At 34.5% G+C, this 14,555-nt stretch carries 12 protein-coding genes; 6 read left to right on the top strand and 6 right to left on the bottom strand.

The window, feature by feature from the left end; all coding sequences use genetic code 11:
• Positions 1-100: 100 nt before the first annotated feature.
• The 3 genes from IR022_RS07735 to IR022_RS07725 all read right to left on the bottom strand — a co-directional run bounded on the left by IR022_RS07735 (position 101) and on the right by IR022_RS07725 (position 4,030).
• Positions 101-2,044, bottom strand: coding sequence for a fimbrillin family protein (locus IR022_RS07735; RefSeq protein WP_194203278.1), 1,944 nt, complete (start codon positions 2,042-2,044; stop codon positions 101-103).
• A 42-nt stretch (positions 2,045-2,086) separates the two neighbouring features.
• The gene (locus IR022_RS07730; protein WP_050709388.1) at positions 2,087-3,019 is read right to left on the bottom strand and encodes a fimbrillin family protein; all 933 of its coding nucleotides are present in this window, start codon (positions 3,017-3,019) and stop codon (positions 2,087-2,089) included.
• Positions 3,020-3,103: 84 nt separating this feature from the next.
• Positions 3,104-4,030 (bottom strand): fimbrillin family protein, encoded by a 927-nt coding sequence (locus tag IR022_RS07725; RefSeq protein WP_050709387.1) that lies wholly within the window; start codon positions 4,028-4,030, stop codon positions 3,104-3,106.
• A 592-nt stretch (positions 4,031-4,622) separates the two neighbouring features.
• Here IR022_RS07725 and rplU point away from each other — a divergent pair.
• Together rplU and rpmA are read left to right on the top strand one after the other, a co-directional pair.
• On the top strand, positions 4,623-4,934 hold the full coding sequence (rplU, locus tag IR022_RS07720) for a 50S ribosomal protein L21 (protein WP_050709386.1): 312 nt from the start codon (positions 4,623-4,625) through the stop codon (positions 4,932-4,934).
• 20 nt (positions 4,935-4,954) lie between these two features.
• A complete protein-coding gene (gene rpmA / locus IR022_RS07715) occupies positions 4,955-5,224 on the top strand; it encodes a 50S ribosomal protein L27 (RefSeq protein WP_050709385.1) in 270 nt (89 codons plus the stop codon).
• A 35-nt stretch (positions 5,225-5,259) separates the two neighbouring features.
• On the opposite strand, the gene IR022_RS07710 is transcribed toward rpmA, so the two are convergent.
• Genes IR022_RS07710 through IR022_RS07700 form a run of 3 tightly spaced genes read right to left on the bottom strand, consistent with a single transcriptional unit; the run spans position 5,260 to position 8,133 of the window.
• Positions 5,260-6,018 carry a DUF4276 family protein gene (locus IR022_RS07710; protein WP_194203277.1) on the bottom strand — a complete coding sequence of 253 codons (759 nt, stop codon included), beginning with the start codon at positions 6,016-6,018 and terminating at the stop codon, positions 5,260-5,262.
• A gap of 9 nt (positions 6,019-6,027) precedes the next feature.
• On the bottom strand, positions 6,028-7,194 hold the full coding sequence (locus IR022_RS07705; protein ID WP_194203276.1) for an AAA family ATPase: 1,167 nt from the start codon (positions 7,192-7,194) through the stop codon (positions 6,028-6,030).
• 39 nt (positions 7,195-7,233) lie between these two features.
• A complete protein-coding gene (locus tag IR022_RS07700) occupies positions 7,234-8,133 on the bottom strand; it encodes a hypothetical protein (protein ID WP_050709382.1) in 900 nt (299 codons plus the stop codon).
• A gap of 433 nt (positions 8,134-8,566) precedes the next feature.
• On the opposite strand from IR022_RS07700, the gene mdh reads away from it, so the two are divergent.
• The 4 genes from mdh (at position 8,567) to IR022_RS07680 (ending at position 14,492) form a co-directional block, all read left to right on the top strand.
• On the top strand, positions 8,567-9,508 hold the full coding sequence (gene mdh, locus IR022_RS07695) for a malate dehydrogenase (protein WP_194203275.1): 942 nt from the start codon (positions 8,567-8,569) through the stop codon (positions 9,506-9,508).
• 245 nt (positions 9,509-9,753) lie between these two features.
• Positions 9,754-12,111 carry a family 20 glycosylhydrolase gene (locus IR022_RS07690; protein WP_050709380.1) on the top strand — a complete coding sequence of 786 codons (2,358 nt, stop codon included), beginning with the start codon at positions 9,754-9,756 and terminating at the stop codon, positions 12,109-12,111.
• A gap of 266 nt (positions 12,112-12,377) precedes the next feature.
• Positions 12,378-13,502: a DNA polymerase III subunit beta gene (gene dnaN, locus IR022_RS07685; RefSeq protein ID WP_050709379.1), complete on the top strand. Its 1,125-nt coding sequence runs from the start codon at positions 12,378-12,380 to the stop codon at positions 13,500-13,502.
• A gap of 219 nt (positions 13,503-13,721) precedes the next feature.
• The gene (locus IR022_RS07680; protein WP_050709378.1) at positions 13,722-14,492 is read left to right on the top strand and encodes a 3'-5' exonuclease; all 771 of its coding nucleotides are present in this window, start codon (positions 13,722-13,724) and stop codon (positions 14,490-14,492) included.
• The last annotated feature ends 63 nt before the right edge of the window (positions 14,493-14,555 follow it).

Here is a 14,555-nt window from a genome sequence, read left to right as displayed (position 1 = left end):
TTCCTCTGCTAAAACAGGGGCTTTTCTATATAACGCAAAACAAAACAAAAGAGATACCTATTAAATAAGTACCTCTTCTGTTTTGCTGAGTAGAGATGAATTAATTTCTAATACATCTAACCGATTCGGCATATGTCTTAAGAAGGTTCGCTTCTACCCAGACTCCAGTGTTACCATAATCTATATAAACTCTTTTTCCATAAGCTGTATTATATTCAGTAGTACTCCACCATTGACCATAAAGGTTTATTTCGTTGAAACTACCATTATCAAGTCTTCTACCTCCTGGTAAGGCTTCAAACCCAGTAATGTTGCTATTATTGACTGTGGTGCTCCACATTCTTACTGCTTTCAGCTTCTTACCTGCATTATAATAAGGTGCTGTAACAGTTCCTGATGTATAAATTGACAGGGCTTTAAATTCATCATGAGTTGGGATATGCCATCCTTTAGGAGCCAAGTTGCTGGTGTTGCTTACAGTATTCCAAGTATAAAGTCCTCCAAGTAAATCTTTATTGGCAATGCTGTTGTTGAAATAATAGGTTTCGGCAGCAGATCCATCTCTATAATGTTCTACTTTCAGATTTTCACGCATCCAATATTGAGTGCCTATTTTTACAACACCATAGCTGTTTTTGTCAATATCAGTGACCATATCAGGTTCTAAAGTCAACGAGTATATGGCATCTGCACCAGCTGCAGAAACGTCACTTTTATCAATTTGTACTTTGTTGATGATATTACTCTTGCCTGCAGTGTAAGCCATCAGATTGGTTGGTTTGTGCCAGCTAACACTGCCTCCATGGGTTGTTATTGCAGTATTAGGATCGTATTCGTTATTTCCGTTTAATGTTGTTTGCATTATTTGTGCAACAAACCCTCTAGTCAGATCGGCGTTAGAGTTTGCATCCATTGGATATACAACAATTGCTTGTATATCTATTGCTGTTCCGCTAAGTAAGTACTCTTTGCTTACTTCAGCAATTTGAATCCCTTTATCCATCACCTTGTATACTCTGGTAATATTCCAATTAATGTTAGATATATCTATTGCTTTTTTTACGGGCTTGTTGATGTTTCCTTCAATATCGGGTGTTGTTGTCCAATCTTGTATATCATCAGTAGTTATCGAAATACCTGTTCTTGAAATTGTTATATTAAATGTGTATTGTTTTTGAGAACTAAATATTAGCTCGTTAGCTGATTTGTAGGTATATGGGGTTGCGCCTTCAGCCGATCTTATCACAAATAATTCTGCTGAAGCTGCAATTGTTTGCGGAAGAACTATAGCCTCAAATGTGATGCCATAGCCGGTTATCGGATTATTTCGTTTGCGTGGGATCAGATTCTTAGCTTGAGAGCCCGATGCTGTTGATACTGTACCTGACGATAAGTCAACCTTTGCATCTAGGTGCAAATTAAGAAAGTTAGCACTAAAGTTTTGAACCTCTTCTTCTGTAAAATCTCTTTCTGATTTGATATTGATAATAACCTTACTCATTTGGTGAGTAAAAGACAAAGGAATTTTACTTTTTGTAGGACTAGTAGCTTCAGACTTCGCCCATAAGAAATCGCTTATCATATAAGACTCCGAGGTACTTTGGTCTAATTTTATCGAGAATGGATAACTTTTCGCATTGGAGGTTGTCGCAGCTTGGTTATATGGGTAATAGGCATATAGCTCTACTTTTGTTTGACCGCCAGCCCAAGGGAAATGTGCTCCTTGAGGCAATGCCCAAGTAGTGCCATTATATATATGTTTGATATTAGGAGCATAACTATCTTGTATATCTCCTGTTATTTGATTGTCGCTTAAATGGGCCACAGCATATACTCCAATCTCATCATTCTCCTGAAATGAAGATCCAGCCATTCTGGTTGTAAGCCCTTCATTTATGTAGGGTGATAAAGTTATGGTGTTTTCGGTAGCTTCTTCGAGATCTATGGTGTCACTTATATTGTCACACGAGGTCATATTTAGTATTGTGAAAATACCAAACATAATAGTAAGTAGTGACATTGTTTTAGTTAGTAAACTTTTCATATAAGTTATTATATATCGTGTAACAAATTTTCTTTCATCAAATTAGAAAGAACTCTTATCTACTAATGAAATTTTTCGTTCTATGTTAGTGTTTTGAATGCTTCTTGTATTTGCCTCTCCAATAACTAAATTGAAAGTATAAGAGAGACCTGACTCAAAACTAATAGGACTATCGAGGGTGAAAGCAAACATCTGGTCATTTAAAGTTATTGCAAACAATGATGTGCCAGTTTCTACAGATTGGGGAATAATGATTGCACTAAATGTTTTATCAAATCCTGCATTTGCAATATCTTGAAGATATGGTTTAATCTCATTATTGGAGTTGAGCTTTACTTCAGACACATCTGCAGTTCGCATATTGATCAGGGCATTCTGAGTTAGGTTATGAATTGTAACAGATTCGTTACCATTCCCTAAATTACCATACGTTACGTTGAGGACAATTTTAGAGAGTATATGTTTAAATGTAAGTTTTGCTATTGTGTTTGCACTAGATAATTCACTATACTTAGCCCATAAGAAATCACTCTTTTGAGAAGATAAGCTTTGGTCGCTTTCCACACTGAAAGGGTAGGATCTGAGATCTGCTTTTCCAGGTGTTCTGCTCATTTCATAATCAAATGGGTAGTATGCATATATATCAGCTTTGGTTTGATCGGTTGTAAGATATAATTCTTCAGTATCTTTACTGTTCCAATAAGTTCCGTCATAAACATATTCAGTATTCATGAAGTTGGATATAGTTCCAACAGGCATCGGAATACCATTTACGTAATCAACCATATATAATCCAATATTGTCATTTTCAGAAAATCCAGATTTTGAAGATCGTGTTTTCAATTTAGAGCTTGCAATGTCTGCAACAATACTTACTCTGAGTGTATCATTGTTCCCGCATTCACTATCACTAAGGCATGATGTAAAGATTAAGCAAATGCTTGTTATTAATAATATGTAGAGTTTTTTTGTCATAATCTGATAAATACAATTGTTGATAAAAAGGATATGGTTCTAGATTTGCCATATCCTTTTTATTATTTTCTTATTCAGTATATTTTAAGCTATTTCTCCTTCTCCGTCTATGTTGCCACCATTTTGCCAATCTACAATACTAGATGTAACTGTAATTCCAGCCATATTTACTGTAATGGTGTAGTTATAAGCGGTTCCCATTGCTAGTTCTAGTGCTGCTGTTGGAGCGTATAGATATACAACATCGCCAATTGTAACTCTTAGTAGAGTTTGTCCTGCTTTCACAGTTTGTGGTACTACAATTGCAGCTGCACCTGTTAATTGGAGGTCGCTTGCGGTTCCAGTTGGTACATTATATGCATTAATAGTTGTTGCGGTACCATCAGCTGTAACGCTTCTTTTTTCAAAGTCGACTAATGCTTCGTTGCTTAATCCTAGCACCTCAATAGAGCTTAATCCTTCTAAACTTGCACCATTTCCTTTTTTAACAGTAAATGTAAGTTTCGAGAATAAGTGATTAAATTCAATAGGCACTGCGCTAGTTGTTCTTGAAACATGTTCAACAGATCCGAAAAGAACGTCTGAGTTTAAGTAATTAGCTTTTAACGTTTGATCAGCTTGAATACCAAATGTATAAGCAGAACCAATACCTGTTACAGATTCATTGTAAGGGTGATAAGCCATTAAGTCAACTTTTCCTCCATCAGTAGGATAATACATTGAAGAAGGATAAGTGAAACCTCCACTACCATCAGCTGTAAGTTTAATATTATCATATAATACAGCGGTGAAGGGGTTGTTAGCAACTACTAAACCTACTTCTTGACCAGATTCAATTTGAGTGTTTTGGGCTGTCGAACGAGTAGCTAATTGATTTATAGCACTTGTTAGACGGATTTGAGTTTGCTCATTAGATTCAGTTCCTGTTAATTCTTCATCTTTTGAACAGCTCGAAAAAATGATTCCAGTTGTGATTGCGATTAATAGAAATTGTAAAAATCTTTTGTTCATTTGATATAAATTATAATTAATAGATTGGTGTAACTCTAATGCAAAGATATACTCTCAGGAATTAGGGAAAAAGAGCTAATGTGCATTTTTAACACAATGATAAATGCCTATATTGAGTCTATTTTATTATATAGAAGTCTGATATATATATATGTATTTTATAGATTTATTTTATAAAACATTTGCGTTATGTGGTTGATATATAGTATTTTATTCTTATTCGTGTATACTTGTGTTTTTTAATATCTTATTTTATTCAAAATGTGCTTTTAAAGTGTTGTTCTGACTCAATATTGTATATTTATTTACATTATCTTAACTCAATTAGGGGCGATTAGATGTTAAAAATTTCATTATTTTTCTCTTGTTTTTCTCCTTTTTTTCGAGGGGTGGTATGTGCGGTTATTGTATTTTTTCGATTGTTTGTACATTTGAAATCTTTAAGTATTACATTTTTCTGTAATGTTGTTTGTTTTTTAGTTGGATATTAAATGGAATATTTGTAATTTTGGCACCCGATTGCTAATAGGCAGATAAGAAACTATTAAAGAATAGTTCGCCTCAGGCTCATAACTTGTAAAATATATTGCAGATGTACGCAATTGTAGAAATTCAAGGACAACAATTCAAAGTTGAGAAAGATCAGAAATTGTTTGTTCACAGAGTAACAGCAGATAGTGGTGCTGATCTTGAAATTGAGAAAGTGTTATTAGTTGATAAAGATGGTGCTGTAACAGTAGGCGCACCTTTTGTAAGCGGAGCGAAAGTTATCCTTACAGTTGGAGATCAAGTAAAAGGCGATAAAGTTCTTATTTTCCACAAGAAAAGAAGAAAAGGATATCGTAAGTTGAACGGTCACCGTCAACAATTTACACAAGTTACAGTAAAAGATATTATTGCTTAATCAGTTAAAATTAGAAGAAAATGGCACACAAGAAAGGTGTAGGTAGTTCGAAGAATGGCCGTGAATCGGAAAGTAAACGATTAGGCGTTAAAGCATTTGGTGGTGAAGTAGTAAAAGCTGGAAACATCATCGTTCGTCAAAGAGGAACAACACATCATCCAGGTGAAAATGTAGGTATCGGTAAAGATCATACATTATTTGCTCTTGTTGATGGAGTAGTTGCATTCCGTAGAAAAAAGAACGAAAGATCATTTGTATCTGTAGTTCCTAAAACAGAAGCAGAAGCTTAATAGCAGATTCTTTAAAATAAGAAAAGCAGTTTGATTTATTTCAAGCTGCTTTTTTCTTTTCTTAGAATGACTGATTCTTGTAACTCTCCATTTTTAAACTGTTCTATGGTCTGGATCAATTCATTTAAGGAAGGAGTTCTGAATCTTATATCTTTTATTATTTTATTAAAATCGAGTCGATTGACCAATTTCTCTACTTGCCAATATTTCTTGGTGTAGGATCTTCCTATCAATTTATATATCTTGTTTATGTCTTCCGATGGGTGTTCTCTAGAAATGGGGTTTACCGTATCTGGATTGAATCCTAGATGTTTTTCGATAAATCGTCCTGTAAGTTTTCTATCTACTTTCAAAAAATGGCTGCTTTCTGCTAGAAACCAAGTTTCGACCTCTCTTACTGCAACCACAATATCAAAAGGACAATCTTTTTTCTTAAGAGGGTAGGGTAGAAATTTTAATCCTTGTTCGAGGCGGGGTAATTCTTCTATAGATAATGGATATAAATCTCTTAAGCCGACTATGCATGTGTAACCTGCCTCTCGTAAGCTATTTATATTGTCTAGTATTTCTGATTTTACACGGTTGTCCGATCCACAATCATAGATGAGTGCAGTGTATTCTGATTTTAGGGAGATGCTGTAATTTCTTACAAATTCACGTTTCGGGGCATTCGTTCCTCCCGATATTTTTTTTAGCAGAACTGTAAGGTTTCCATAGCCAATAATCTCCTTTACAAGCCTATTGATAAAGACCTGCTCGGTTTGTCCTTCAACAAAAAATGCAATCTTTTTCATATATCGGCTTTATTCTTCCTCTTCTTTCTCTTCCTCTTCCTCTTGTTCGTCTTTGAATCCTTGAAGATAAAAATCTGTGGCTAAAAAATCAAAGTTATTTAATCCTGTGTATTTAAAATCATCAAATATTTCTCTCGCATTATGATAGTTGTGAAAAACCGAAATATTCTGTTTTCGCTCTATTACGGACCAATACCTTAAAGGTATCTTATTCATTATATAGCGGTCATTCGAAGTTATAAATATCTGTATATCTGAATTGTTGACTTTATAGATCAAAATATCAATAAGGGACTTCGATCGGGCATAATCCAAGCCTTCTCCTAAATCATCAATAAGAAGGCATACCGATATTTTGCTTAGTAAAGCAAACTCCATTTGTATAAGAAAAGATAATGCTCTGAACATCCCTTGAGACATGTCGAGTTGAAGGGTCGGTTCGGATAGTTCTTCCTCTTGTACGGATATACCTATTCCTAGTTTGTTCTTTAGTAGATCGATGTTGGTAACATCATAACCTATATCGTGCAGATCCGAAATAATAGTATCTATAAAAGACTGCCCAAAGCGATTTTTGCCTTTGAAGAAAAGTTTGATGACATTATCTGGAGAAAAGTCGTCTATTATCTTAGAGCTTTCCAGGTCCTCTTTATCTTTAATGAGATGGTTCTTCTCATACTGATTTGTAAATGCATAATTCTTCAAAGCATTACTCCATTCGAATATTTCAGGTATATAAGGATACTCATCATCTTTATCTTGAATGGAAGTAATTGGTTCTGTGGCAGAAATATCTAATGTCTCAAACTTGTGAGAAGTTTGTGAATAGATTATATTTTTTGTTCGGTTGTATTTTTCGACACCCTTTACTCGTAGAATTTCTTCAGTAATTAGTCGATTTTCTATTGATATAGTATATTCGTAAGTAATGTTATCTTCTTTTAGTATAAGATGATATTTGGAATCTTTAAATTTAAAATCAGAAACCGGTTTTTTTAGAGATAATAAGGTCGCTATTTCGCATAGGGCGGATAGTGTCCTGCTTTTTCCTACAGCATTTTTTCCAACGAAAAGGTTGATATTGTCGAATCTCACCAAATCGCCGTCTTTCCCCTCAATGCCCCATTGATTAGGTTTGCCTTCTTCTCTAATATATTTGAAAAATTCTAATATCATACTTTTAGATTAATTAGTTGTGAAAGATAGAATTACTCTTTATTTTTCAAGAGAAAACGATCGTGAACCTATCAGGCTACCATCAGCAAACAAATCTACTCGATAAGTTCCAGGCATTAAATACTCTTCTACTTTCCAATATAAAGTAACGGGTACTTCTTCGCCTCCATATTCGATAACTCTTTTGATAGAGTACTGAATTTCTCTGTTTTCAAAAGGAAAGGTATTGGCTCTGTTTTTTACAAGAATATCGTCATCGGGTTTCATTATTCGAACATATATAGTTCTTTCGCCTGGTTCAGCTGTAATGTTCTTAGTGATAGTGAATGAGACAACTAGTTGCTCTACACTCTTTATCTTCTTTTGTACTTTACCTTTTGAGTTGGTTGCTGCTACGCTTATGCCTGTTGCGTCAAGCTTGGCCGCCCGTGTTACTTTTTCGGTAAGGTTAGCTCTTTCTTGTGAAACCTTATTTAGAGTTTTGCTCGTTTCTTGATACTTGTTCGTTATTTCTTTATTCTGTTGTACTAGTCTCTCGTTAGCTCTGTTTAAAGAGTCTATTTGTACAATATATGACTTAAGAATTTTTCTTAAGCTGCTAAGTTCGTTATTCAACCTACCTATTTCAGCTTTATCAGTAGCTTTTACTGTGCGAAGCTCTTCCCTCAATCGTTGAACCTTGGCTTGCTCATTGCTTAGTTGTTGGAAAAGAGAATCGTTTTTTATAGAAATCTTGAATCCTTCATATTGAGTGTCAATGCTCTCGTATTCATCTTCAAGTTTTTGTTTAGAGATTTCATTGACTTGTTGCATTTCTTCAAGCTGAGTATTTTGTTTGAATATAAAATATGCTGCAACTCCCATTCCTACAATTAAACCCACTATGATGGCAATTAATATCTTTGTATTTCTTGTCGAAGGTTTTGTATTCTGTTCCATATAACTTTACTTTCTTACTTCTTTTAATATGTTAGACTTTATATACAAATATATTAATAAAATGTGTGAGAGAGCCTAGCTGGAACAAATTTTTTCACGAATTAGCCTTTCCTTTAGCGAAGTGCATGGCTGTCAATTAGTAAATTATTATTCGAAGGAAACATCGAAATAGTAATTGGTTTGCAAGGGAAGTTACAAAAGCATATAAGGAATGATTGGTGGTTAGAAAAACGTTTTCTAGGGGAAAACTTCTTGTCAATATTTTTTAATAATTGAATCGAAATTTAGCCCTGAAATAGTTCCTTTATTGCAAATAACAAATTACTTTTGTTTATCTATTCGAAATAGATGCTGTTTATCACTTAAACTTAATGGTAAAGTATTTCGAATAATTTACATGTAATCTAATTTATAACTATAAAACAAAATTATCATGTCTAAAGTAACAGTTGTGGGAGCCGGTAATGTCGGAGCCACTTGTGCAAATGTACTCGCATTTAAAAAAATTGCTGACGAAGTAATAATGCTTGATGTAAAAGAAGGTGTGGCCGAAGGAAAAGCAATGGATATGAACCAAACAGCTCAATTGCTTGAGTTCAGTTCAAGAATCAAAGGTGTTACTAATGATTATGCTGCAACAGCTAATTCGGATGTCGTGGTTATCACATCAGGTATTCCTCGCAAACCAGGTATGACTCGCGAAGAGTTGATCGGTGTAAATGCAGGTATTGTGAAGAGTGTTGCTGAAAATATTCTAAAATATTCACCTAATGCTATTTTGGTTATTATTTCCAATCCAATGGATACAATGACTTATTTAGCTTCTAAAGTTACTGGTCTTCCAAAACACCGTATTGTAGGTATGGGAGGAGCTTTAGATAGTTCACGTTTCAAATATTATTTGAGTGAAGCTTTGGGTGTTAACCCTACTGAAGTAGAAGGTATGGTTATTGGTGGACATGGTGATACTACAATGATTCCTGTGGCTCGCTTAGCTACTTATAAAGGTATTCCAGTATCAGATCTTTTATCAAAAGAAGCTTTAGATAAAGTTGTTGCTGATACTATGGTTGGTGGAGCTACTCTAACAGGTTTGTTGGGTACTTCGGCTTGGTATGCACCAGGAGCAGCAGGAGCAGCAGTTGTAGAATCTATTATTCACGATCAAAAGAAAGTTGTTCCATGTTGTGTTAGCCTAGAAGGTGAATATGGACAAAACGATATTTGTATTGGTGTGCCTGTTGTATTAGGTAAAAACGGTTGGGAGAAAATTATCGACCTTAAACTTACAGCAGAAGAAAAAGAAAAATTCGAAGCATCTGCTGCAGCAGTTCGCAAAACTAATAATGTATTGAAAGAAATTAACGCTATCTAAGCCGATAGAAAGTTATAATCTAATTTATACAATAAGGGGGGAGGTCTTTTAGTAGATTTCCCTCTTTTTTTATGAAGATTATACATGTTTTAATGATTAAGAAAGCCTCTGCCTATGTTATATAACATAAAGGACTTTTTGTAGGTAATGCTATATGCCATTTTTGATTATCTTAGCATTCTGATCGATTGTTAAATAACATATACGTGTAGTTAACCTTGATTAAATAACTAAAAATATTATCTATGTTGAAAAAACTTATACCAGTATGCACTGTGGCATTAGCCATGTTAGTGTCATCTTGTGGTAGTACTGAAACACCTATTCAGAAGCCTTATAATGAGGGCATAAACGTTACTCCAATACCACTGGAGTTAAAACAAAATGAAGGAAACTTCGAGCTTACAAAATCTGCGGTATTTGCAGTAAATGATCCTTCCTTAGATAAAGTTGCGTCTTACTTTGCTGCTAAAATTAAGAATTCAACAGGTTATGATTTAGATATCAAAACTGGAGTTCCGAGTTCTAACTTCATCAGCCTTAATCTTGATAAAGATATAGCTGTAAATGACGAAGGTTATTTGTTAGAAGTGACAGAAAAAGGTATAGATATAAAAGCTAAAACTCCACAAGGAGTATTTTATGCTATGCAAACAGTAATGCAATTGTTGCCTGCTGAAATTGAAAGTCCGACATTGATAAAATACATAGCATGGAAAGTGCCTAATGTGAGTATTAAAGATGAACCTCGTTTTCCTTATCGTGGACAGCATCTTGATGTATGTCGTCACTTTGCTGATGTAGACTTCCTGAAAAAACAGTTAGATGTATTGGCAATGTTCAAGATAAATACTTTTCACTGGCATTTGACAGAAGATCAAGCATGGCGTATCGAAATAAAGAAATATCCTAAATTAACTGAAATAGGATCAAAACGTGTAGAAGGTGATGGTAGTACTTATGGACCTTATTTTTATACTCAAGATCAAGTTAAAGAAATAGTGGCTTATGCAAAAGAACGTTTTATTGAGGTAATTCCAGAAATAGAACTTCCTGGGCATGGTGTTGCGGCATTGGCGGCTTATCCTGAGTTGTCTTGTACAGGAGGTCCTTTCGAAGTGCGTAATATTTGGGGAGTTGCAAATGATGTGTATTGTGCAGGAAATGATTCAGTATTTCAGTTCCTTACAGATGTTATTGAAGAAGTAATCCCATTATTCGAAAGTGATTATTTCCACATAGGAGGCGATGAGTGTCCTAAAATCAGATGGGAAAAATGTCCAAAATGTCAGGCTCGTATTAAAGAACTTGGTTTGAAATCTGATAAAGAGCATAGTGCTGAAGAAAGACTGCAAAGTTATTTCGTACAACGCATGGAGAAAGTCTTATTAAAGCATAATAAGAAAATGATAGGTTGGGATGAAATTCTTGAAGGAGGATTGGCTCCAACGGCTGCTGTAATGAGCTGGAGAGGCGAAGAAGGTGGTATTGCTGCTGCTAACATGGGACATGATGTGATTATGACTCCTGGTGGATGGTTGTATTTAGATAAATATCAAGGCGATTCTAAAATATTACCTGTTACTATTGGCGGATTGCTTACTTTAGAAAAGACTTATGATTATGAGCCTATCCCAGAGAAAATCGCAGACGATAAAAAACATCATATCTTAGGTGCTCAAGGTAATGTTTGGGCAGAATATATGTACGATACTGATCGTATGGAGAATATGACTTTCCCACGTATTATTGCAGTGGCAGAAGTTAATTGGTCAGCTAAGGATAAAAAAGACTATAAAGATTTTGAACGTAGAATGAATAATCAGTTGGTACGTTTAGATTTCCATGGTATTAATTACTTTATTCCTAATCCTGAACAAACAACGCCTTCTGCTAATTTTGTTGTGTTTTTAGATTCTACAACTCTTGAATTTAAGACCTCAATGCCTGTAAAATTTGTATATACTACGGATGGGACAGAGCCTACTTTGGCATCTGCTGTTTATGAAAAACCATTGACTTTCAAAGAAAATACAACTTTGAAAATCCGTACAGTATTAGTATCGGAAAAAATGGGCGAAACCAGAACAATAACTATTGAGAAACAATCTCCTGCTCCTGCTGTTCAAAAAGCTGCTGGCGAAAAAGCAGGCTTGAAAGCAGAACATTTTAAAGGAGTGGCACGTAAGATGTCAGATTTAGAGGGCAAAACTCCAGATGAGGTTGAATATGTTGCATCTCCACAAAAAACGAAACATCGAGTTAATGATTATGTAGAAGTATATCCTAATGATTTTTATAGTACTATTTTAACAGGATATGTGGATATTCCGGAGGATGGAGTGTATTACTTCAGCACAGATTCGGAGTTGTGGATTGACGGAAAACAATTGATAACTAACGATAATGGGAAAGATACAGCTCGTAGATTTTCGCGTGCTGATAAATCTATCGCATTAGCAAAAGGTCTTCATGCTATTAAGATTGTAAGATTTGGAGCTATCTTCGGAGGTTGGCCTACTCAATGGGATGTTATTTCTGTATCTATGAGAGCTGATAAGGATAAAGAATTTAGTGTATTAAATGAGAAATCGTTTAAATAAATATTTACATCACTAAAAATAAAATAAAGAGAAGAGATCTATTGAAAAATAGGTCTCTTTTTGTATCTTGTGGGGCGAAAATAGAATGTCTTAACGGTATGGAATAAACAGAGTTCTAAAATATTTATTATTTTGGAATGTATTTATGGCTAGTTTTATTGTTTTTCAAAAACAATAAAAGGGTCTGTAATCATACTTTTTGTTCTTATAAAAAATATCGTTACTTTTGTTTGTAATAAAACGTAACTTAATAAAACCAACATTATATGAGATTTGTTGTATCTAGTACTGCTTTGCTGAGTCATCTTCAGTCAATTAGCAAGGTGATCAATTCAAAAAATACATTGCCTATTTTAGATTGTTTCTTATTGGAGCTTAATGATTCCACGTTGACGCTTACAGCTGCAGATACAGAAACTCGTCTTGTAACTTCATTAGAAGTAAATGAGGTTGAGGGTGCGGGCAAATTAGCAATCAATGCTCGTAATTTATTAGATCCATTGAAAGAGCTTCCCGATCAGCCACTTACTTTCGAGATAAATGATGACAATCTTGAAATATTTATATATTTCCACAACGGAAAGTATAATTTTATTGGACAAAGTGGGGAAGAATATCCACAACCAAAAGAATTAAAAGATACAGCTATCAGCTTGTCGATTGACCCTCAGATTTTATGTACAGCTATCAACAGAACGTTGTTTGCAAGTGCTGACGATGAGCTTCGTCCGGTGATGAATGGTATCTACTTTGATATAACTACCGAGGATTTGACATTTGTAGCTTCTGATGGTCATAAACTCGTTCGTAGCAAAACATTGTCAGTACAAGGATCTGAAAGAGCATCTTTTATTTTGCCAAAGAAACCTGCTAACTTACTGAAAAGTATTTTACCTAAGGAGTCAGAAGTTGTTTCTATCAAGTTTGATGAAAACAATGCATACATAACCATGTCGAGTTATACAATGACTTGTCGTTTTATAGAAGGACGCTATCCGAATTACAATTCGGTAATACCTCAAAATAATCCGAACAAAGTTATTTTGGATAGATTGGCATTTTTGAATGCTCTGAAACGTGTATCTGTATTCTCTAATCCAGCAAGTAGTTTGGTGAAACTTCAATTGTCTGATAATAAATTGTTGGTTTCGGCGCAAGATATTGATTTCTCAACAGCTGCTGAAGAAACTATTCCTTGTCAATACGAAGGTACTGCAATGAATATCGGATTTAAATCGAATTTCTTGATTGAGATACTAAATAATATCCCAGCAACCGAAGTTTCCGTTGAATTATCTGATCCTTCACGTGCAGGACTTATTTTCCCTGTTGAAAAAGGAGATACCGAAGATCTTCTTATGCTTTTGATGCCGATGATGCTAAACGACTAAATTCGTTTAGATCTGTTTTTCTCATGATAAACGGAATTTTAGTATCATTAATTTTTCTATTGCTGCAATTTCATAGTTATTTACTAACTAAAGCAATAAAAAGGGTTACGACCTTTATTCGATTAATATTGATAATATAATAAGCAAATAATAAGCTTTATCACTCTTTAAAGATTATAGGAGTGGTAAAGTTTTTGCTTCAATAATACAGTTTACTTTATGGAACTAAATCTAAAAAATCCGATTGTGTTTTTTGATCTGGAAACTACAGGTACAAATACAACTCGTGATAGAATTGTCGAAATTTCTTATCTCAAAGTTTTTCCAAATGGTAAAGAAGAGCTAAAAACAAAGCGTATTAATCCGGAGATGCCAATTCCAAAAGAATCATCAGATATACATGGTATTACAGATGAGGATGTAAAAGATGCACCTACCTTTCGTCAGATTGCTAAGTCTTTGGCAGATCAGATCGAAGGCTGTGACTTGGCTGGTTTTAATTCGAGTCGCTTTGATATTCCATTACTTTCGGAAGAATTTCTTAGGGTAGGGGTGGATATTGATTTTTCGAAGAGAAAGTTTATTGATGTGCAGATTATTTTCCATAAAAAAGAACAACGTACATTAGAGGCTGCTTATAAGTTTTACTGTGATAAGAGTTTAGAAGATGCCCATTCGGCAGAAGCTGACACTTTGGCTACCTATGAAGTTTTCAAAGCACAGCTAGATCGTTATCCCGATTTGCCTAATGATATTGCTAAATTGGCGGAAGAGTATTCATTCTTTAATGATAATGTTGATCTTGCTGGGCGTATAATTAGAAATGAAAATGGAATAGAAGTATTCAATTTCGGAAAGCATAAAGGAAAGCCTGTTTCAGAAATTTTAAGAGCTGAACCAAGTTTTTATGCATGGATGATGGATGCTGATTTTCCGTTGAATACAAAGCAGGTGCTAACTAAAATAAAGCTACGTGAAATGAACAGGTAAGGTTTAGGCTTTATCCATTCGTTGAAAAATGATAGTAGTTTATAAGAAAAATAAAGCAAAGTA

Origin of the sequence: Dysgonomonas sp. GY617 (genome assembly GCF_015233815.1) — a bacterium.
Taxonomy (GTDB): domain Bacteria; phylum Bacteroidota; class Bacteroidia; order Bacteroidales; family Dysgonomonadaceae; genus Dysgonomonas_A.
The sequence above is the reverse complement of the archived record's forward strand: the minus strand, read 5'-3'. Positions and strand labels throughout refer to the sequence as shown.